This is a genomic window from Pseudomonas sp. UBA3149 (assembly GCF_002364655.1).
GTDB lineage: Bacteria > Pseudomonadota > Gammaproteobacteria > Pseudomonadales > Pseudomonadaceae > Chryseomonas > Chryseomonas luteola.
The window spans coordinates 1-19,682 of sequence record NZ_DEYV01000036.1; the positions used below are offsets into that span (position 1 = coordinate 1).

At 54.6% G+C, this 19,682-nt stretch carries 29 protein-coding genes; 15 read left to right on the forward strand and 14 right to left on the reverse strand.

Going from position 1 to position 19,682, the window contains the following annotated elements; translation table 11 throughout:
- Positions 1–208: 208 nt before the first annotated feature.
- Positions 209–820, reverse strand: a complete 612-nt coding sequence (locus tag B3729_RS20745; protein ID WP_125889993.1) for a hypothetical protein — start codon at positions 818–820, stop codon at positions 209–211.
- Positions 821–976: 156 nt separating this feature from the next.
- Here B3729_RS20745 and B3729_RS20750 point away from each other — a divergent pair, with 156 nt between their 5' ends.
- Positions 977–1,270: a hypothetical protein gene (locus B3729_RS20750; RefSeq protein ID WP_260466474.1), complete on the forward strand. Its 294-nt coding sequence runs from the start codon at positions 977–979 to the stop codon at positions 1,268–1,270.
- A gap of 104 nt (positions 1,271–1,374) precedes the next feature.
- Entirely contained in the window at positions 1,375–1,626 is a 252-nt protein-coding gene (locus B3729_RS20755) for a DUF1654 domain-containing protein (RefSeq protein ID WP_125889994.1), read from the forward strand.
- A 37-nt stretch (positions 1,627–1,663) separates the two neighbouring features.
- Here the strand turns inward: B3729_RS20755 and umuC are convergent, their stop codons facing one another.
- The 3 genes from umuC to blaOXA all read right to left on the reverse strand — a co-directional run bounded on the left by umuC (position 1,664) and on the right by blaOXA (position 4,616).
- A complete protein-coding gene (umuC, locus tag B3729_RS20760) occupies positions 1,664–2,938 on the reverse strand; it encodes a translesion error-prone DNA polymerase V subunit UmuC (RefSeq protein ID WP_286788888.1) in 1,275 nt (424 codons plus the stop codon).
- Positions 2,931–3,374, reverse strand: a complete 444-nt coding sequence (locus B3729_RS20765) for a LexA family protein (protein WP_286788889.1) — start codon at positions 3,372–3,374, stop codon at positions 2,931–2,933. The genes umuC and B3729_RS20765 overlap by 8 nt, the downstream gene beginning before the upstream one ends.
- A 438-nt stretch (positions 3,375–3,812) precedes the next feature.
- Positions 3,813–4,616, reverse strand: coding sequence for a class D beta-lactamase (blaOXA, locus tag B3729_RS20770; protein WP_409567451.1), 804 nt, complete (start codon positions 4,614–4,616; stop codon positions 3,813–3,815).
- A gap of 312 nt (positions 4,617–4,928) precedes the next feature.
- On the opposite strand from blaOXA, the gene B3729_RS20775 reads away from it, so the two are divergent.
- Positions 4,929–5,483, forward strand: a complete 555-nt coding sequence (locus B3729_RS20775) for an arsinothricin resistance N-acetyltransferase ArsN1 family B (protein ID WP_125889998.1) — start codon at positions 4,929–4,931, stop codon at positions 5,481–5,483.
- A 242-nt stretch (positions 5,484–5,725) separates the two neighbouring features.
- Here B3729_RS20775 and B3729_RS20780 read toward each other — a convergent pair whose 3' ends face one another.
- Complete coding sequence (locus B3729_RS20780; RefSeq protein ID WP_286788891.1) at positions 5,726–6,511, reverse strand: PhzF family phenazine biosynthesis protein; 786 nt, start codon at positions 6,509–6,511, stop codon at positions 5,726–5,728.
- Positions 6,512–6,522: 11 nt separating this feature from the next.
- Positions 6,523–7,227: a helix-turn-helix transcriptional regulator gene (locus B3729_RS20785; protein ID WP_286788892.1), complete on the reverse strand. Its 705-nt coding sequence runs from the start codon at positions 7,225–7,227 to the stop codon at positions 6,523–6,525.
- Between the two features lie 363 nt (positions 7,228–7,590).
- Between B3729_RS20785 and B3729_RS20790 the strand changes: the two genes are divergently transcribed.
- Complete coding sequence (locus B3729_RS20790) at positions 7,591–8,229, forward strand: DUF998 domain-containing protein (protein ID WP_125889999.1); 639 nt, start codon at positions 7,591–7,593, stop codon at positions 8,227–8,229.
- A 58-nt stretch (positions 8,230–8,287) separates the two neighbouring features.
- Here B3729_RS20790 and B3729_RS20795 read toward each other — a convergent pair whose 3' ends face one another.
- From B3729_RS20795 to B3729_RS20830, 8 genes are all read right to left on the reverse strand, one after another.
- Positions 8,288–8,554 carry a hypothetical protein gene (locus B3729_RS20795; protein ID WP_286788893.1) on the reverse strand — a complete coding sequence of 89 codons (267 nt, stop codon included), beginning with the start codon at positions 8,552–8,554 and terminating at the stop codon, positions 8,288–8,290.
- Positions 8,555–8,842: 288 nt separating this feature from the next.
- On the reverse strand, positions 8,843–9,250 hold the full coding sequence (locus tag B3729_RS20800) for a hypothetical protein (RefSeq protein WP_286788894.1): 408 nt from the start codon (positions 9,248–9,250) through the stop codon (positions 8,843–8,845).
- 31 nt (positions 9,251–9,281) lie between these two features.
- Positions 9,282–10,037: a PRTRC system ThiF family protein gene (locus B3729_RS20805; RefSeq protein ID WP_286788895.1), complete on the reverse strand. Its 756-nt coding sequence runs from the start codon at positions 10,035–10,037 to the stop codon at positions 9,282–9,284.
- Complete coding sequence (locus B3729_RS20810; RefSeq protein WP_286788896.1) at positions 10,034–10,738, reverse strand: hypothetical protein; 705 nt, start codon at positions 10,736–10,738, stop codon at positions 10,034–10,036. Before B3729_RS20810 ends, B3729_RS20805 begins: the two co-directional genes overlap by 4 nt.
- Positions 10,728–12,122 (reverse strand): hypothetical protein, encoded by a 1,395-nt coding sequence (locus tag B3729_RS20815; protein ID WP_286788897.1) that lies wholly within the window; start codon positions 12,120–12,122, stop codon positions 10,728–10,730. Before B3729_RS20815 ends, B3729_RS20810 begins: the two co-directional genes overlap by 11 nt.
- Positions 12,123–12,224: 102 nt before the next feature.
- On the reverse strand, positions 12,225–12,437 hold the full coding sequence (locus B3729_RS20820) for a PRTRC system protein C (protein ID WP_019367245.1): 213 nt from the start codon (positions 12,435–12,437) through the stop codon (positions 12,225–12,227).
- Between the two features lie 10 nt (positions 12,438–12,447).
- Positions 12,448–12,897, reverse strand: a complete 450-nt coding sequence (locus B3729_RS20825) for a PRTRC system protein E (RefSeq protein ID WP_125890006.1) — start codon at positions 12,895–12,897, stop codon at positions 12,448–12,450.
- Between the two features lie 23 nt (positions 12,898–12,920).
- Positions 12,921–14,696 carry a PRTRC system ParB family protein gene (locus B3729_RS20830; protein WP_286788898.1) on the reverse strand — a complete coding sequence of 592 codons (1,776 nt, stop codon included), beginning with the start codon at positions 14,694–14,696 and terminating at the stop codon, positions 12,921–12,923.
- A gap of 387 nt (positions 14,697–15,083) precedes the next feature.
- Here B3729_RS20830 and B3729_RS20835 point away from each other — a divergent pair, with 387 nt between their 5' ends.
- The 11 genes from B3729_RS20835 to B3729_RS20885 form a co-directional block, all read left to right on the forward strand.
- A complete protein-coding gene (locus B3729_RS20835) occupies positions 15,084–15,437 on the forward strand; it encodes a hypothetical protein (RefSeq protein ID WP_286788899.1) in 354 nt (117 codons plus the stop codon).
- 14 nt (positions 15,438–15,451) lie between these two features.
- Positions 15,452–15,937: a hypothetical protein gene (locus B3729_RS20840; RefSeq protein ID WP_286788900.1), complete on the forward strand. Its 486-nt coding sequence runs from the start codon at positions 15,452–15,454 to the stop codon at positions 15,935–15,937.
- A 97-nt stretch (positions 15,938–16,034) separates the two neighbouring features.
- Positions 16,035–16,601, forward strand: coding sequence for a hypothetical protein (locus tag B3729_RS20845; RefSeq protein ID WP_286788901.1), 567 nt, complete (start codon positions 16,035–16,037; stop codon positions 16,599–16,601).
- A 78-nt stretch (positions 16,602–16,679) separates the two neighbouring features.
- Positions 16,680–17,114, forward strand: a complete 435-nt coding sequence (locus B3729_RS20850) for a hypothetical protein (protein ID WP_286788902.1) — start codon at positions 16,680–16,682, stop codon at positions 17,112–17,114.
- Between the two features lie 2 nt (positions 17,115–17,116).
- Positions 17,117–17,386, forward strand: coding sequence for a hypothetical protein (locus B3729_RS20855; RefSeq protein ID WP_286788903.1), 270 nt, complete (start codon positions 17,117–17,119; stop codon positions 17,384–17,386).
- A 137-nt stretch (positions 17,387–17,523) separates the two neighbouring features.
- On the forward strand, positions 17,524–17,805 hold the full coding sequence (locus B3729_RS20860; RefSeq protein WP_286788904.1) for a hypothetical protein: 282 nt from the start codon (positions 17,524–17,526) through the stop codon (positions 17,803–17,805).
- An 8-nt stretch (positions 17,806–17,813) separates the two neighbouring features.
- Complete coding sequence (locus B3729_RS20865) at positions 17,814–18,152, forward strand: hypothetical protein (RefSeq protein WP_286788905.1); 339 nt, start codon at positions 17,814–17,816, stop codon at positions 18,150–18,152.
- 28 nt (positions 18,153–18,180) lie between these two features.
- Entirely contained in the window at positions 18,181–18,594 is a 414-nt protein-coding gene (locus tag B3729_RS20870; protein WP_219652878.1) for a hypothetical protein, read from the forward strand.
- A gap of 75 nt (positions 18,595–18,669) precedes the next feature.
- On the forward strand, positions 18,670–19,047 hold the full coding sequence (locus tag B3729_RS20875) for a hypothetical protein (protein WP_073450569.1): 378 nt from the start codon (positions 18,670–18,672) through the stop codon (positions 19,045–19,047).
- A 32-nt stretch (positions 19,048–19,079) separates the two neighbouring features.
- Positions 19,080–19,394 (forward strand): hypothetical protein, encoded by a 315-nt coding sequence (locus tag B3729_RS20880; RefSeq protein WP_286788906.1) that lies wholly within the window; start codon positions 19,080–19,082, stop codon positions 19,392–19,394.
- 9 nt (positions 19,395–19,403) lie between these two features.
- The coding region (locus B3729_RS20885; protein WP_286788907.1) for a hypothetical protein at positions 19,404–19,682 on the forward strand (279 nt) is incomplete at its 3' end.

Sequence of the window (19,682 nt, forward strand, 5' to 3'; positions counted from 1 at the left end):
CTACTTCAGACCTTCCCTAGTTCTTTGGCGCATCCGTTCGTGTACTTCTGCAAGTCATACGCCGACAAGAACCCTCCGCGCTCACGAATGTAGCGCTGACTAAGTTCGTTTAGGTAGTTCCAGACAAAATTAACGCTACGCGCCATCTGCCAGAGCAAAGGAGCGTGCTTGTCTCGAACTCGAACTTTGAGAGTCTTGGTATGTAACATTACGCCATCAATAGATATGGATACGGTGATTGTAGGGCCGCTTCGCTGCCCGCGCTATCCATCCCCGCACTAAAAGTACGGGGCCTTTCGCGCCTTTCGGTAAGGGTCTTATTGATCTCAGTACGGATTAACCAGCCCGCATCAACATGAATAAACGCAGGGATGGCCAGCCACATACGGATGCTCTGCGCGATAGCATACAGTTCGTGCGTGTCGATTTCGTCAATGCAGGTGATCAGCCCTGGGTAGACCTGAGCCGGATTGTCCTGACCGGGTATGCAGTCAGCCCATACCAGCTCGCCTCGGGTATTGATCCAGAAAAACAGCCCATCCTCCACATTGGCCACGGTTCCTGGGGGCAACGGTAGTAGCGCTTCTTTCAGTCGCAACGCCTCTCGTTCCATCTGTTCACGGGATGCCGCTGTAACGGCCATAACCTCAGCCACTGTCAGCTCGATCCCGGTAGCCTTTTTAACCCTGGCTTCGAGTGCTTCGAAGCTCTCGCTGAACGGGGCAATAAGGGTAGCTGGGCCTATCTGGATACGGCAATGGCTGATATCACCTCTCGAATTCAGGACCTTTTGGACGATTACGGCGGGGCGTGTGCACATGATGTTCTCCTTGGCTATATACCCAAGGTCTCATGGAATTTGAGTGATGCAAGTTCGCCCACGCAGCATTCGGAGCGCTGGGTTCAGACAAGCTGCACGTCCTTTGCAGTAGAGGCAGGTATGATTGGGCCGCTTGTATCAGGAGTCCCTAAACCTATGGAAATCACGTCCAGCGCCAGCCCTACACTGTCCTTGAACCTTGCCAATCACCCAGCCGAGTATCGAGCCGCACTTGAAGCCCAAAAGGCCGAGATGTTTGCCTTCTGGCAGCAGAATCGCGAGCGCAGCTATGCCGAGGCGGGGAGGATTTTCAGCGAGAAGGAAAAACGCAAGGCGGGCTTTCGGGCCTGGGCAGACGCCCAGATCGAGGCGCTTGAGCCGCAGCAGTATCGCAACATGGTTCGCACCGAGCTGAACCGGCTGGTGAGCGGAAAGCCACGTACAGAGTGAACACGGGTTGCTTGGTTCCTGGCGCTCAGGAGCTGCCCGTGAAATAGCTTGATCTAGATGCGAGGCATGCAATACTGTAAATGCATACAGTATGGGTTGTACACATGGCAAAGAAAACTGCGTCGGCTCCACCTGCTCCCAAACCCTATGAAGTCCTGGCGATGCGTCTTCAGCGCGTGATTAACAGTCCAGCGGCTCAACGTTCTAAAACAGCCCTGCTTGAACGACTGGAAAGCGATCCGGATGACGCCTGGGATCGAGTCATGGAGGAATTGGGTGACACTGACAACGTGACCCTGGCTTTTCGCGATGATGGCAATGTCCAGATCTTCTGGACGGTTCCGCAGGAAGGCTGACCGTACATTCTCTCGATCTTTGGTCGAAGCGACTCTCTCAACTACGCACCGTCCAAAGCTGATCCAGCCGGGTGGTGTAGCTCTGGCTCATCAGCTCGCGCCGCATGGCCCAGCCGGGTTGAGCCGTAATACGCGCAGGGCGAAGCATGCCTTTGCCGAACTTGCGGTTGATGCTGTCCATGGTACTCATGAGCCGATCGGCCCCAGCTGACTGCTCGGGCTGGAACAGGTCCATGGAGTACTCGCCACGCTGCTTTAAGTCCATGAGCAGGATCTCGGATTTGGCGTAGCCATAGCCTTCGCGGTAGATGTGTTTCAGGCCGTGCAAGGCGTACTGGACCAGTACACGGGTGTCATCGGTGGGGTAGGGCAGGTTCAGGATGACTCCATTGGAGTAGCGCTCCTCCGGCGGGCCGTGCATACCCGTCTGAATGCCTACACGCATGACCTGGCAGAGCGACTGCTGCGCTCTTAGCTTTTCTGCCGCCCGAGCCGTGTAGCTGGCCACCGATTCGGCCAGCGCGGAAAAGGTGTACTGGCGCTGGCCAAACATCCTGGATGTGCAGATCATCTGCTTGGGGGGTGCCACTTCCTCCAGATCGATGCACGAGATGCCGCGCAGCTCGCGCACTGTCTTTTCCAACACGACGCTAAACATCTTGCGAATCGACCAGGCGTCGTACTGGGCGAGGTCCCATGCCTTCTCGATGCCCAACAGCTTGAGCTTTTCCTCAAGCCGTCGCCCAACGCCCCAGACGTCACCGACATCGATGTGCTGCAGCGCCCGGTTGCGCCGGTCGGGGTCGCGTAGATCCAGTACCCCACCGGTGGACTTGTACCAACGTTTGGCTGCGTGGTTGGCCAGCTTGGCCAGCGTCTTGGTGGTACTGATCCCAACACCTATAGGGATGCCGGTACATTTGTACACCCGCGCCTTGATTTCCCTGCCAAGTTTCTCAGGGCATTCCTGTATTCCTGATAGATCTAGGAATATTTCATCTATAGAATATATCTCACAGGCAGGGCTAATAGATTCTATACATGATATGACCCGAGCGCTAAGGTCGGCATAAAGCGCATAATTGGAGCTAAACACTTGAACTCCAAGGCGTTTTAGCTCGTCCCTGATCTGGAAATAGGGCGCTCCCATCTTGATCCCTAATTTCTTGGCCAGGGCGCAACGAGCAATTACGCAGGAGTCGTTATTGCTTAAGACGACAATCGGAGTGTGTTTTAAATCAGGCCTGAATACTCTCTCGCACGATGCGTAAAAGCTATTGCAATCTGCCAGACAATAGATTTTATCAAACATGACCGCGATGAGTCCGCAGACTGCACCGCACAACGCCCCACACCTCAAGGTCGTCGCCTTCAAGGATCAGCCGGGGCTGGTAGAGAGGATTATCGGAAAGAAGCGCCAGCGTTTCGCCAACCTTTCCAAGTCGCTTGACTACAGGCTCGCCATTGATGGCGGCAATGATCACGTCACCCTGTACTGCATCAGCTGATCGATCAACGACCAGCAGGTCACCGTCGTGGATACCACTCCCAATCATGCTGTCGCCATGGGCACGCACCAGGTAGGTATGGGGTGCCTGGATCTCAAGCAGATGGTCCAGCGATATGCGTTCCTCGATGTGGTCCTGGGCAGGACTGGGAAAGCCTGCCGGAACGCGATACCCATAAAGCGGGAGGGTTAAATCCGTGGCCGAAAGCGGGCCTAGAAGGGTGATGGAGTGGGTTTGCATGACGACATCCGAGCGACATGGTTGTGTGTATTTTTATACAGCATGGCCATGCATACAGTTCCCGTCAATGCTTCACCTTATGCAAAGGAGCACAGCGAGCATGCCTCGTTAAGCGAGAAAGCGTGTATTTGGACGAGGTACGCGCAAGTATCCAAACAAATGCCATCTAAATGGCATCATCTATTGAAAGGGAATAATCTTCCAGCTTGAGGGCAAAATCAGGTGGTTGAGTGTAGTCGTTAGGTGTAGCGAATAGGCGGTGTAGTCGTTTAAGTTCCCCTGCCTATTTATCGCTACACCCAGACGATAGCTGCTCGCTGTTACCGCTGGGGTACACCCTAATGAATACACAGAAATAACTATTACCGCCTGATAGGCTATGAAGTTTGCCAATGGTTAGAACCACCATTACTTTATGGCGGCGCTTTGTATTAGAGACTAGTTGCTATAGGACGCTGTAATCTCTGGCCACTCTGCAAGTATTTCATCACGTACTCGTTTTCCTGCTGGCATTGGGTCCGCCTGTTCATCCTGTCTTAAACGAGTAAACACCAGCGTCTGGTTACCCTTCGTGGCCCATCCAACAAACCAGCCATAGCCATGTGCCTCGTCAGATGCGCCGTTTGCGTCACGTGGGAAGGCTGTTCCTGTCTTTCCGTGCACTTCCCAGCCGCCAGGTAGCTGGGCAACCTCTGTAATACGTGAGGTCATTTCTACAGCGTGTTGAGACACAGGAAGCTGTCTATTTACGAGCTTCGTCAGGAAATCTACCTGTTCAACAGGTGATATTTTTAATGATGAACTAATCCATGCCCGATCAAGACCGTTTTGTTTGCCTGGATCTCCCGAGATGTCTGCATTCCCGAATCCAAAGGCTTGAGCGTAATCACTTATCCGCGGCTCTCCCAGATGATGAGTAATCCTTTGTGAGTACCAGACAACAGAGTATTTAATCCAGTCGTTAGGGTTGGTTGGGCGCAACCACATCGCGCCGCCCCAATCCGGATCGCCTGTCTTATATGCCAGTGTTGGTGTGGTTGCGTCTTTCAGAAAGCCAGAGTCGTAACCCATCAGACTCAAGGCAATTTTGAATGTGGAGGCCGGAGTGACACGCTGACTACATTCACCCTTTTTCACAATGACTTCCTGCGTATGCGCGTCAGCAATGAGGGTACATAGCGTTCCCGCCTGGACTGCTGAGCACATGAGAAACAACGTGGAGATACCTGAGATGTAGCGCAGCACTTAGGTCAGTCCTTTTTAAACGTGTGCTCCGACTATACATTCAATAGGGAAAACGAAGATCTAGCGGCTTTTTAATATCTGGCTAGACGAAAGCTAATCCCTTTAGCCTGTAGTCGCTAAGGTATACCTCAGCGACTACAGTGCCTGAACAGCCCCTCTAATAGGGTAACGACAGGAATCGCCGTTCTGGTTTACAAAACAATGCGAGATTTATAATGAATAAGGGCTTGGATAGACGTGTCGACGGCGCTTGTGCCAACGGCATGTCATTCAGCCGTGGAGACTATTAGATAATTGTAAGGACAAAGCATGAGCTGCAAAGTAAGGGTAGCTGTACCAGATGACGCTTCAGCCATCCAGGCAATCTATGCTCCTATGGTTTTGAATACCGCCATTTCTTTTGAGCTTGTACCTCCGACAGTTCAAGAGATGGCGAATAGGATTGAAACCACCTTATCGACCTACCCTTATCTGGTGGCAGAGCAAAACGGTAGGGTTATTGGCTATGCCTACGCAAGCCAACATCGGGCCAGAGAAGCGTATCGCTGGTCTGTTGATGTTACGGTCTATATAGACCCAACAGTACATAGACAAGGAATAGGGCGATCCCTCTACCAAGGCTTACTACCTATCCTTACAGAGCAAGGATTTCATGCTGCCTATGCTGGCATTGCCCTACCCAATAACGCGAGTGTCGGCCTTCATGAGGCGCTGGGCTTTAAGCACATCGGTACCTATCCAGAAGTAGGATTCAAGCACGACCGATGGCATGACGTAGGATATTGGCGTAGAGAACTCAATGAGGCGGTACGACCTACTGAAGTAGTGAAATTCGGTGATATACAAACTGCCTTGCTTTCATAAGACCGACCCCCTCAATCCTAGCTAGTCTTTGGCTAAGTTATAGCTTTTTGTGTAGTCATTTGGGTATACCCCAGCGACTACAGCGATGCAGGACAGCCACAGCACGCCTTCGCATGGACTTTGGGGGCTACGGCGATTTAAGCTATGTTTGCAGCGGTCTCTTCTATGTTGCTGCAAGCCTTAAGTTAAGAAAGGCAAACCATCACCGAACACGCCGTCCACCCGCCACGTGCCAGGCACAATCAGATAAAAACGGTGCCGCGAAGATAGAGACTTGCGGAGCCGCTGATGATTACTCGGTCATTTTCTAAGACCTCACACAGGAGTTGCCCTTTACGTACACCGCCCTGTTCAGCAGTCAGAAGGCGTTTTCCTAGACGTGTACTCCAGTATGGAGCAAGTGATGTATGAGCAGACCCGGTAACAGGGTCCTCATTGACTCCGACACGTGGCCCGAACCAGCGTGATACAAAATCGTATTGGCTACCGGGTGCCGTTACTGCCACACCCCGAATATCGAATAGAGCCAACGCATTGAAATCAGGTTTAAGGCTGGCTATTTGAGCTTCGTCTTTAACTACCACAATAAAGTCATCGGTTCGGTACAATGCCTCAATGTTTGACAAGCTGAGGGCCTCGATTAAGCCATGGGGAGCTGGCATGGGCTGGGGCCTTTTGGCAGGGAAATCCATAGCCAAACGGCCTTCTATACGTGTAACTCGTAATTCACCGCTACGTGTTAGGAAGCACAGCTGCTGCTGGGGCTCCTTGAGTATGTCAAACAATACCCAGGCTGCTGCAAGAGTTGCATGACCGCACAGGTCGACCTCAACCTTAGGAGTAAACCAACGCAGCTCAAAGGCTTCCCCTTTAGGTACAGTAAACGCCGTTTCGGATAGATTGTTCTCCGCTGCAATGGATTGCAATGTAGCCTCAGGAAGCCAATGTTTAAGAGGGCATACAGCTGCAGGATTGCCGCCAAAGGGCCGATCAGAAAATGCATCAACCTGATAAATACTTAATTCCATTCCTGTTCCCTTCATTTGCCATCGCTATGAGCTGCCCGGATTTGCTCCAGGTAGTTGTAGATGGTATATCGAGTCACCCCAAGGGCATCTGCCGCTTTTTCTACTCCGCCCTTGACGATGAATAATCCCCTATCCTCCATTTCCCGGACCGCTTCAATCTTTTGAGCTTTCTTCATGCGCAGTGCTCCGCTAGGGCAGGCTGCTTGAATAATTTCAGCCATTAACTGATCCATCCCTTTAGGATGCTCTCTGTTCTGCTCGGAAGCTGCTGATAATCCCAGCAATGATCCCAGACAGGCATGGGCTGCTGCGATGTTGCTTAAATCAGAGTTAATACAGAGACTCGCGAACGGTTGGCCATAACTGTCTCGGTACACAGCTGTAGAGCTCCTAAGCTGGCGGCCACCTGGAGCGAGGGTCAAATAATTTTCAATAATCAACGGAGCAGTCTCAGACGCTGAAGGCTTTGATAGAGCCTCTGCAACAACCCGAAAACCCAAGTCCTTTTGAGGTCCGCCTAGAACGGACTCACCCACTATTCTCCCAGTTATGTGGCCATTCACAATCGCGACAATAGAGTGCTCAGGTCGCCTCAAGTCATGCAGCACAATCTCGATATGCTGGCCAACTGCGTTACCTAATAGGTGAACTGTACTTTGAAGAATGTTGAAAGCTAGATCGTGCTCATTGAGAGGCTGGGCTCCAGCTTTAGCCATGAGAGCGTTTCTCCAAAAGAAACGACGCAAAATATATACATTTATTTGATATTTCAACAAAATGTATAACTAAATGCAGACCTGTAGCTCTCTGGTTGAGGGGTTACCCTTACTACGTTCCAGCTGTCACGGAAGGCTTAGGTGGTAGTTATTTTTGTGTAGTCATTAGGGTATACCCCAGCGACTACATCGACTACAGCGATGCAGGACAGCTCCAGCGCGCTTTCGGATGTAGTTTTAGGACAACAGCGATGGTTAAAAACAAACCCTCGCATTTTGGGCTATGTTTTCTAGCGGTCTCTTCAGAGCGGCTTCAAGCCAAAGGTTGAGAAAAGCAAACCATTACCGAACAGGACTTCGACGTTGTCTTACTTCCGCTATAAAACTGCTTACTGTGCCGGACTCATAATTCCCTTCTGGCTTTTCGTAGGAGTAATGATTGCAGGTCTGCTGTATCCAGATTACAGCCAAACCAACCAGGCAATGAGCGAGCTAGGAGCCCGAGGAGCTCCTACACATGTGCTTTCACCGCTCATGAACAACTACCCCCTTGGTTGCCTCTTCATCATTTTCGGTGTAGCCGTCAGCAAGTCCTTTCGAGAGTCGAAGCTGGCTGTATTTACTGGACTGCTCATTGCCATACACGGCATAGCCAGTTTTTCTACAGGCTATTTCTCATGCGATGTAGGCTGCAGTCTTGAGAATCCAAGTACCAGCCAGACGATTCACAATTACAGCGGCCTGGTTATGTTCGCATCGCTATTCCTGGCCAGCACTGTATGGGGTTATCTCGGTCGCCGACTATTGCAGTCAACGCCTTTTAGTTTTTTTTCCATAGTTTGTTCGTTAGCAGCTCTGATTACCTTGCCACTTATGGGAAAAGCGCTAGAGGCTGGCCATTATTTCGGCTTATTTCAGCGTATAAATTATGGGGCTTCGGTCGTTTGGATCGCTGGTTTAGCTCTTCTGATGCTAAGTCGATCTCGCCATATGCAGACCTAAAAGGAAGGTAAAGATAGCTATTTTTTCGTAGTCATTAGGGTATGCCCTAATGACTACATTAATCTTCGAGTAGCGCCTGATTCAAAAGAGCTGTTTCTGGACATACGCAGATCATCCCTTGCTGTGGCCGCTTCGATGCAAGGTGAACAACCGCTGCCGGATATCTCAGTCCGAACAGGCATGACCTGGCGCTGATGTCGCCGGTGATGAAGGCACTCAGGACATTCCAGCGGTGGCGAGCCTTGAAGCCTAGCGGCCTTGCCTTCCAGATGGATTCCCGATCCGGTGAGCCAAAGCTCAAGTGCAGTCCAGTCTGTTCGCTCACGTTTCTCTCCTTGCTATGTAGCTAGGATAGTTTGGTTTGAATCGACAATATCCCACGAGTACTGCCAGCCCTTGCGCTGCATGAACCAGCCTACACCGACATCACTGCGGCCCTTGAGCCATGCCAGTGTTGGGTCTGCCTCAATGCACGTCCAGCCGTCCGGCCTCTGTTCCCAAATTGCGCTGGCTACAAAATCCGAACCTTCAACTTTCAAAACCTTCCTATGCAACACACTAATCCCGCTCGTCTTTCTAACTGTGGGTATTGTGCTTTTTATCTTGCAGAGCGTCACTCTGTACCCGCAATCCATTGCGGCTCAGTAGCGTCTGCCACCCATTGCCTGAGCGTACCGCACACTTCATCGGGCGTGTCTTCGCCAACCCATTCCTTGTCCAGATACGCATCCGTGACTTCCTCGACTTCATAGTCCCAGTCATCATCACCTACCAGTTCACGCATCAAGGCCATCGCCTGCGTCGGCGACTCAGCCGCAAAATAGTCGTGCTCGCCAACCCTGTAGCACTTGAGCGGCGTGGAGGAAGCGATCCGGCCTGCCGCTAGGCACAATGGGCAAGGTGCTGTATCAGGGGAGCACTCCACTGGGTCGTTGGTGGGTAGCCTTCCGATTCCTGCGCACAGGTCACATGAGCTGGTTTCGGATAGAGCGTCGATGGAAGTAGTGTTTGAGTTGAGCATGGTGGTTCACCGTATCTGGAATTAAAAAGCGTTAGGGAAACCCTGCCGTCATGTGCTCACCCGTTTCCAGATTGACCGACACGCAGTGCTTGCTGGTCTGGCCGTAGCGCAACAGCTCCCACACAATACTCATCCCTGCGGTGGTAACGGCGCGGTTAATCAGGCAATCCTGTGTGGCAATCGACTCGGCGGCTGAACAGGACTTGCGTGGATCGTCTTCAAGCGTAGCGATCTCGGGAAATACGTCCACCACACACGGATAGCGGCGGCGATTCTGATCATGCAGCGCCCCGAAAACAGCCTGTCCGTGGCGGTGGCCATTGCCAAGGTCCAGCCACATGCACAGCCGTTTGCCGTACTGGATTCGGGATATCTCACGGCGAGCCGAAGGCAGGTCTACAGCCGAAATAATCAGGTCAGCCCCTTCAATGGCGGAATAGGTCTGTTTGCAGGGGAAACGGTAGGGAAGGCCCGTCCATGACAGGCCCAGCATCAGGTTGTAGCGGTTGGCAAGGCTTATGGCCTTGTTTTGCCCTAGATCACAGGGCCAGAAGCGCTGGCGCACCAGATTTGGCTCCCGCACAACGCTGTCATCAATGATCGTGACGTGCAGTCCTGCGGGATGACCCAGCGAGACCAGTGCATGATGGAATGCAGCAAGGGTATCCACGACCTCACTGCCATTGCCGCCCGCGCCAATGACCACGATGCGCGGTGCTTTCGAGCGCCAGTGATCGGGTGTCTTGAAAACGGTGGGTTCAGGGTACAGGGGCGTGGCAGCGCTCATAGGGTAGCCTCCTGAGCAATGGCCTCACGCAGGGTGAGCACCTGCATATTCTGACGGCGCAGTACCGGCACCAGCTTGGCGGCAGGAAAGGTCTTCTTGCATGAGAGGTCACGGTAGAACTGGATCAGCTTGGCAAAGCTATCAAGCCCCTTGATCGGGCAAAGACTGCCCTGATGAGTATTGGTGCTTTCCAGTACAAAGCGCTGCCACTGCGGGATGTTGGAAAGCTCAATCTCTCGCGGCAGATGGACGTTGCCGCTACAGAATGTGCCACCGGAATACACATTGCCCAGCGGCGGGTAAAACAGCTCGGTATCCGGCGTAGGGCGGTTGCTGCCCTTGAACGCAAAGCAGCGCAGCTCGACTCCCGCCTGTGCCACATAGATCAGGCCGGGGAGGGGCGCGCGAATCATCTCGTTGGGAAAGGGAATGTCCAGTACCTGCCGTGGTGTATACCAGACGATCAGGTTGCGCCCACGCACGAGGATGCTCGGGTCTATGAACTCGGCCTCGCCGGATTCCTCCTGCAACAGATTCAGCAATGCCTCCTTGTCCGATGCGCTGAATGCCCTGCCTGCGCCCAGCGTGAACTGTTTGCCGCCTTCCAGTGCCAGCACTTCATGGCTGGTGAGGTCGAGTCTGCCGGTTTTCGTGTGATGGTGAACCAGCAGGGCCTTGGAATTGATCTGCTCATGAAACATGCTTGAATTCCTCCAGTACGGTATCGAGTTTGTCCAGCAGGTAGAGGCATTGCTGGGTTCGTCTGAGGACGGGCAATACCTGCATTTCCAGACTCTCATGAGAAAGCGGGAATGCAACAAACAGCCCACAGGCGTTCTGGGCATAGCCGTCGAAGTGATCGCGGGCATCGTCTTCCAGCAGGGAGAACCGGACACCGGCAACCGAGGCGTAAAGGGTCTCGAAAAAGCCCACGCTGTCCTCGGCGGAGGTCTCAAAGTCGCGCTCGTTAAAATCAAAGCCCGACTCTGCCGCTGCGATGCACACTTCAAGCGCTTCCCTGAGTGTGGCCAGCACTGCTGCATAGGCGGGGGCGGTGGCTAGGGAGTCGTCTATCTGCCGGATCAGCGTTTGCATCTCGGCCTTGTGGTCACAGCCTGTACGGTGGTCCAGACGGAAATTGCAGTGCTGATCAAAGTCATGCAGCTCAAGCAGAATCGCGGCGGCGCGCGCATAGGCGTCTTCGTCAGGCTCGCCGTCCAGACCCAGTGCCCAGTCTTCAAACGGCAGGTTTTCGCTGGGCGTGTCCTTGAGATAATCCAGCAGCTCGGCCTCTCCCCACACGGCAAGGCTCTCTTTCATTGCCATGTAGGCTTCGCTGTGCAGATGCGAGTACACGCCGTCAGGTCCGATAAAGCTCATGGGGGTATGAAACGGCACCAGAAACCAGCTCATCGCATCCAGCGTCTTGAAGATCAGCACATTGAGTTCACGGCAATCCTCACGGTCCAGCGGAATGGACAGGCTGATCTCGTTGAACTCGCTGGCGTACAGGACAAACTTTTCATTCTCGATGGTCGCCTCGAAATGCCACCTGAGCTTTTCTCCCTCGGTCATCAGTACGTCCTGCAAGGCGGCCTGACACAGCGCCAGCAGTTGGGGCATACACGCTGGCCCCTCTGCAAGCTCAGGCTCTACATCCTCAAGCTCCACCAGTTCCTGCCGGATGCAGGCGGCGGTCAGGCGTGCCACAAAAGGCTCATCAATGACGGGCTGGCTCAGTTGCCTGACGCGCTTTTTGATTCCTGGAATCAATCCCTTCTTCTGAATCAGCATCCGCTGCTCAATGGCCGTGACCGCACGCTGCGTGAGAAGGTGCAGGCCATAGGTGTTGGGGTACACCGCCAGCACTTCCAGCGCGGTAGCGTCGATCAGCCCGCTGTCAAAGGCATCACGACAGAGCAGGGCATGGCCTTGACTATCCACCCGATAGGATTCATGCGTCTCAAACGCCGTGCTGACCGCCTCGCGCATGGCCAGCGAGACCGCTGGCAGCATGAGCGGCGTTAGCGTGGCAGCGGGGAACGGATAGTGCCCGGTACTGATGGAGCGTTCAGGAGTGCCCATAGCGTTTTCATCTGCTGGTGAGTAAGAGAAAGTCCATCGGTTCGTGACGCCATGTGGGCAGCGAGATCGCCGCTGCCCCATGCGTCCAAGATTTCCAGTGGATCAACCTTTGGCTCCAAACGATGCTTGCCGGAACTCGTAGACATGGCGGTCTCCCTCGATAATGGGATCAATGATTTTTGCCCCTAGCAGGCGTGGATAACTGCGTGCGTAATGGCGCAACACTTCCTCGGGCGAAAGCTCAGGGTTCGGGTCCGGTAGGTCTTGGCCGCTGGAACGGAAAATGCGGGTGAGCGTGAGAATGGATGCAGGCATGGTCGTGTCCTCAGAAATGGTCGCCAATGGAGAAGGGAATGTCTTCCGCCACTGCGGGTGGCGTGGCAGGTTCGCGTTCATCCTCACTGGCGTCCTCAGTTGGCGCGGGTGCGGTCGCGGCTGGGGTAACAGGTACAGGAGCCGCGACGGCCTTGCTGCTGGCCTGTTCCCTGATCTGGCGCAGCGCTTCAAGCGTGGCGGTGCCTTCGGCTACCACGGCGCTCACCTGCGCGAGCTTGGCGGTTAGCGCGGCTTCCAGTTCTTCCGGTGTGCCGGTGGCTACCAACGGGCGGGTCATCAGCGCATGTACCTGTTTGATCTCGTCGCTGGCGTTGTCCTCGACAGGGCCGAGGTTGGCTGACAGGACCAGCCGAACGCGGCCCTCGCCTGCACCGGAGGCTTCGATGTTAATACGACCTTGGGCGGTGACAGCACTAGCAATGGAGGTGAAAAAAGTCATGTGAGGCTCCTTTAGTTATGGGTTCAAGCGGCTACGGAGGGGCTGGTGTCAGCCGCTTTTGCCGGTGCGGGAGTGAGGAAGACGGGGAGGTAGCCCTGCCAAGTGAAACCTTCAAGCGGAAGGAGCATGGCCTCGACCAGTTCCTTCCGCTTGCTTGAGGTGAGCTTCTTGAATGCCCCCTTGCCGTGTGCGTTTTCGTAGGCCGCGATAAACCCTGAGCGCTCGCAGTCCGCTACCAGTTCGTCCTTTGTCAGAATGTCCAAGTATTCGCGGGTAATGCTGAACGTCTGGCGCGGATCAAGGCTGTGCCGTTTGATCAGCTCGCCTGCCAACAGGCCGGATTCATGGTTATCAAATTCGTCATTGGTGACGGTGCGGCAGAAGGCGAGGCCCGAAAGCTGGACCAGTGCGGCCAAGAGCTTGGCCTCGTCATGCTGGGCAAGTTCAGCAATCCATTTCACGCGCTCACGAACCATTGAGGGGCGCGGGGGAAGACCTTCTGACGTGAGCATCTTGTCTGCAAGTCCTGCTTCGATGTCGCGGCTCAGGTCATTTACGACGCTTGAGATAGCCTGTGCGTAGCCGTAGGCCGGAGCACTGATGAAGTGCCCATGTGCGAGTTTGACATGGGCCTTGTGTGCCACGCGGCGCAGGGCTGTGCGAAGCGTCTTGGGCTTGCTGGATGAGGGCTTGGCCTTGGACGCGGTTGTGATTGAGGTTGCGCCAGCGCCAGCCGTGCCCGCCGTTGTCTTGGTGGCGGGTACAGGCTGAGTTGCCGCCTTCACTGCCGCTTGGTAGTCACTGACTTTTTCTTCATGACAGGCTCCGTTGAAGCAGTAGCGCCCCACCAGCGAGCCTTCCTTGCCGTTGCGGGTATCAAGGATGACGCCGTAGCTGGCGCAGGACAGGCAGGCCGTCGCCTGCTCTTGCCCCACACCCTTGCTGCCGTCTGTGGCAATGATCTGGTAGCTGTTGGCCGGAACCTGATCGGCGCGGTGAACCGTGCCGTATTCGGCTTTGGCGTCTTCAAGGGCAGCATCCAGATGCGCCTTTACCTTGTCACCCCAGCAGGTGAGGTTCTGGCACTGGCCCGAGCCTACGCTGGTATCAAACAGGTCCGCGTAGGAGGACGAGTTGTGTGAGCAGCCCACGCACTTGGCCGTATCGAATACTGCCTGATCGAGCCTGCGGGTGAGCTTTATCAGACGGTCCCGCGCTTCGGTTACACCGACATTGCCCTCGATAATCTTGGCCAGCACCATGTCCTGATCGTGGTGTTCCAGGGGGCACAACAGTTCGGCATGGCCGAGCTTGATCTGGCCGTCCAGTAGCGCCTTTTCCACCGCACTGCTGGCATGGGTCAGGAGGATACGGGCGCTCAGTTTCGAGCGGTTCCAGCCCAGCAGCCGCATCACCTCGTCGTGGTCGTTCTCGCACTGCACCAAGAGCGCTGCTGCCGCGTTTGCTTCCTCAATCGGCGTCATGTCGCTGCGCTGTACGTTCTCGGTCACAGCCGCCACGCGAGCTTCGTCGTCGCTAAGCACACGAACGAGACAGGGAATCGACGCCACGCCCAACTCACTGGACGCCAGCCAGCGTGTCTCACCTGCTACAACCTCGTAGTCGTGATCGGGATCATTGCTGACGGGGCGGACAAGGATCGGCTGCAAGACGCCCTGAGCCTTGATGCTTTGTTTGAACGCCTCGTAGCGCTCGGCATTACGCCCCTTGCGCGGCTGGTTGGAGTTGCGGCGGATACGGGCAACTGCAAGGTGCTTGATTTCGACCGATTCAGACATGGCTGACCTCTGTTCAGACGGTGGGTTTTCTTCCTGCTTCTTAAATCCAGCGTCTCATCGAAATCGGGTTATGCAAGTGCCGAAAAGGCACTTTAAGGCATTAATTTTTAAAGTTTTTTGAGATTAAAGAGGGGGATTTTACGGGTACAGGCTGTACAGCCAAAAATACCCTTTAAGGACGCTTTTAATCGGGGCGGCAAAAGGTTTGTACATTCTGTACAGCGCCGCTTTGGGTAAGGCGGCTAGCAGGTTATTTCAGAAAATCAAGGTATTTATTTACTACCAATCCGGCTACTGCCTACCCGCGCGGGTAGGGAGTACGCCGATGGCTAGGGCTTACCTCGCTTTACACTGGCAGTCCTTTTCATGGGGACGTGAGGGCGGGTAATGCCATTCCTACTGGTTGCACTGCTGGCGTGGGGTATCTGGCTCTGGAGCGGCGATGCAGAGCAGGCAGCGCAGATAAATTACTCGGCCCAGCGCAATGAAGCGCAGGACAGCATTCTGGTCGGCCTCACTGCACTGAACGATCCAGCCGTCAACGCGTTCGTGAATGAATGGCGCCACACCTACCCCTCGCCAACCCCTGAGCAGTTATCGCGGCTGCGTATCGCCGAGCAGAACATCCGCAACAACCCCAGCGTGGCCCTGACGTACACCGTGAACTGGAAAAACACCCATGCGCTGTGCGGGCAATTGACCACGCCGCTTGGCGATATCGAGTGCACACCTGGACTCTAGCAGAGGATTTAGTCATGACCGCATCACGAGAACTGATCTGGACCGTGCTAATCAATGGTGTACGGGTTGGCCGGATCGAGGACAGCCGCTATCAGTGGCTGATCCAGCAGAGCCGCCGTGACCGGCGCCTGTATCTGGCGCAAGCCGTTGAAATACTCAAGTATGCCTTACGCATGTTCACCCTGTTTGTCATGGCTGTGCCCCTCTTTGCCTTCTGGGCGCTGCTGGGCCTTGGCCTGCTGGCGCCAGACGACTTCCAGTTATTGATCTCCCGTGGCCTGCCGGCTCTGGTGGCATCCCCGCTGACATCTGTCGTCATGCTGGCCGTTGGGCTTTCATGCGGCATCGCCACGCTGTTGCGCGGTGGTGTGCGCAATGTCTTCAACGACCGCCGCGATGAACTTCTGCGCCGGTATCTGAAAGTGGCCATCCCGGGCGAGCTGGTGCTCGTCTGCTGGGATGCACGCTCTGCACTACACACTGTGTCACCCACCCCATAAAACGAGAGAAGGAGGCTGTTATGGCTATTGGTATTGGTATTCCTGAAGCACTGACCCTGACCGGCATCTGTACGGTCATGCTGCCCATGCTCACCGCATGGATCGTTGGCGGGGAGTGATCCGCGCCATCACCAAGGTACGCCCTGCCAGCAGCCGTATCGCTGAACAGGGCATCCCAACCCAGCGAGGTATTGTCGTGACACATCTGAACAAGCTCGATCTTCACTTTCGAGGAAAGGAACCGGCCTGTTTTCTGCTGACGGGGCCAACGGCCTATGGCAAGTCAACGCTCCTGGCACTTCTGGCTGATCCAAAGGTTGCTCTACTGGTTGATCCATTAGGCTCGAAGAACCGGACGTGGTCGGAGCCTGAGCACATCGGTGTGCGTCTCATTGCATTTGATCACGTGGCCTATCTGCCCAATGCCGCCGAACAGGTAGAAGCTGCTGCGCGCTGGTGTGCTCGCCATAACGCCACTCTTCTCCTGTGTGAACAGACGCGAAGCGTGATCGAGGAGCGCGGTATCACGCTGCCTGACAATGTGGTTGAGCTGCATCTGTGCGGCACGATAGGGCAGGCTGATATTGAGTTCCGCCAGGGTACGCATGCACAGCGTCTAACGCCTCTGCAGGCTCGGCCGCGGATCGAGGCCTTGTTTGCCTGAAAAAACTATTGAGACCGCTTGCATCCCGAAAAACCCGTGAGAGGGTGGATATACACCCACTGCTCAGGAGGTCCAGCGATGAGCATTCAATGCAACGCAGAGCTTTTTCCGGAAACGCTGGAAGCTCTCGTGGATCCGGTCGTGTTTGAAGGCGAGCACCGCTGCAAGTTCGGCCATGCCACGGTTGTCGTGAAGCTGTTGCCATCCTGGAGCTCCGACACGGGTTTATGGACGGTGGGGTGGTTCTGTCTGGTTGATCGCTCCGTGGACGAGTGGATGCCGGGCCAGCGAACACGTGCCGGCTGGCCATGGTACCGACCTGCCCAGCAACCCTGCTCCCGCAGCTATGACATCGCGTGTGCGGTAGCGGCAAGGGCCGCAAAGATCGTGCTCGAGCAGATGCTTGAATTCACAGGCAGTGAAGACGTGAACACTTCGGTCAGGCAGCTGCAGGACCGGATCGAGAAACAGGCCATGCATTGGCTACAACCTGAAGCGTACGGAGAAAACTGATCATGAGCCTCTTTGACAGGATCACCGCAGCCGAAAACAAGCCGGATTACTTTGATCGCAACCGCAAATGGCTGTATCCGCTGGCAGGGTCAATTACGTTAGTGGCCGCATCTTTGACTCTTTCCATGTGGCAGATGACACCAGGTGGCGAGCTGAACCTGTTTATTCCTGAATGGCTGATCTCGCTTTTTGCCTTGCTGGGCATCGTCATGGCGGGCTTTGTTTGGCGGTCACCGACACGCTTTCCGCCGCCATTATGCGCTGCGTACTGACCGTTGCCGCCTTTGGCCTGGTGGCCTACGTGCTCTCAACCGTGGACACGCCTGACCTGGTTCGCTATCTGATCGGTCTGTTCATCGCGACCTGCTTCTACTGCATGACGCTGAAGACACGGAGATAGGAGATGGCAATGACAATTTTCAGATACATCTGCATCGGTCTTGGGACATGCGCTGCTCTATGGGGCGCGTTGTATGGACTGGGCTACCTGGTCACCGCGGCCGCCAGCCATTTCGGATTCAGTCTTGTGCAACTGGCTAGCAGTTGTTTTGAGGGGATATCGGAGCCGGGTTATGCCTCAGTTGGACTCCGCTCCCTTATTGTTCTCGTGGCGACTATTTTCGCAGTGGTGGTATTAGGCAAGGTAATCGATCGACATGTTCTGCAAAACTGTCTGAAAACACGCAGGTAAGAGCGGTCATGTCCACTTTTCGATACATCTGCATCGGCATTGGGACGTTGGTGGGCGGTGTAGCCGCTCTATGGGGCGTCCTCTATGGGCTGTGGGCTGTTCTTTATGGAGTGGGCTACCTGATCACAACCGTCGCCACCTATTTCAAGCTTGATCCAGCGCAACTGGCCCTCAGTTGGTTTGAGGGGATATTGGAGCCCGGCTATGTCGTTGTTGCGGTCAGCTGCATCATGGCCGTAGCGCTGTTGGGTGCACTTCTATCGCTTTTCCTTCTATGCATGGCCGCACTGGGCAAGATAGTTACTGAGCGGTTCGATCGGGCTAGAAATTCACAAATCCAGAGATAATCCCTGCCACTCCACACGAGGAGCAACCATGAACACTAAAGCATCTGTGGGTGAGATATCAGCCGAGCCGGCTGAACAAACGAAACTGGTTCCGCTGCGCTTTCCTACCATGCTGCGCAAGATGTGGTCCGGTGGGGATGTGCAGGACTGGTTGGACCGCCATGGTCCTGTTTATGTACTGCACGTGAGCAAGGAAGCTGAGCAACATCCGGACGATATGGCAGTGGAAAGATTTGCTCGGGTCATGCAAATCAAGCTGGCGCAAAAGCGCACGCAAGGCAGAGGCGGCTGGGAAGACAGGTCCCAGTGCAGCAATGCCATGCTTTCTCAGATGCTCCGGGAACATGTCGAGAAAGGCGATCCCGTTGATGTCGCCAACCTGGCCATGATGATTCACCAGCGCGGCGAAACCATTGCCAAAGCCAAGCCGCTCAAGGAGTGACCAGGCCTGAAAGAGCAGTAGCACTCACCGATCAGTCGACTCGAAAACAACTTAAACAAACCACCGGGAGTAATCATGAACAACAGTGCAATTTCGGCTTTGCCAGTAGGAGACATCTCAATTCAACAGCATGGCAAGTCTATCGCTCAGGTCAGGCCAGTCAGTTTGAGAGTTGCCGAATTGGAGGCTGAGTGTGCGCGGCTCCGATTGGCGCTTGCACGCAAGGAACAGGATCTGGAGCAGAAAGAGAAGGAACTGAAGGCTCACTACGAAGGGCGAGAAGGGTTAAGGACTGAGGTTGCCAACTATCGGTGGCTTCGCAGCAATGCCACGCTGCATCGCAGCATCATCAGGGGTAGCTTTGAAATCCGAGTCCAGGCCCCGATGGAAGTACCAATCGGCCTCGATGATCTGGTGGGTCAGATCCGTACTCAGCATCAATCGCCAGCCTGAACGAAGGCTTGAATAGACAGGGGATTGCAGCCTTGAACGAAAGCATTGAGTACAAAGCAGAGCAGGCTGATACCAGCAGAACAGGGTCAGGCCCCTTTCTGGCATTGCTCATCTTGATGCCTGTTGCGTTTTTCGTATGGGAATTGGCCTACTACGAAACCATCTTTGCCGTGCTGGCTGAGCAGTCTCAGGTCTGTGACAGTGGCGCCTCAGGCGCTGTGGACTGCATTGAGTTTGTGTTCACCTGGTTAATGTCGATGGGCCTGCTTGTGGCGCTTAACCTCGCTGCAGCGGTACTGCTGCTGGGCACTATTGCCCTGGCTATCAAAGATCAGAATCAGAAATAGGGAAATACAGTGTATCTACTTGCATGCTCGATCATGATGGGCGCGTCCGTCACCTACCAGTTCAACCTGATATTCACAAACAGGTTGTGGCAAAAGGCCGAGTACATGGCGCTCCTGTTTTTGGCTACTTGTTTGATGGCTGCGCCAGTACTGATGACGGTCTATCAGGGGGTTATGGTAGCGCGCGGTAACGAGTTGACCATGGGTTCCGGAAAGCTGGTCATCTGGCTGGCGCTGGCAGGCTCGATACTGATTTCCGGGATTGGCGCTTTTGAGCTACGTGGCATG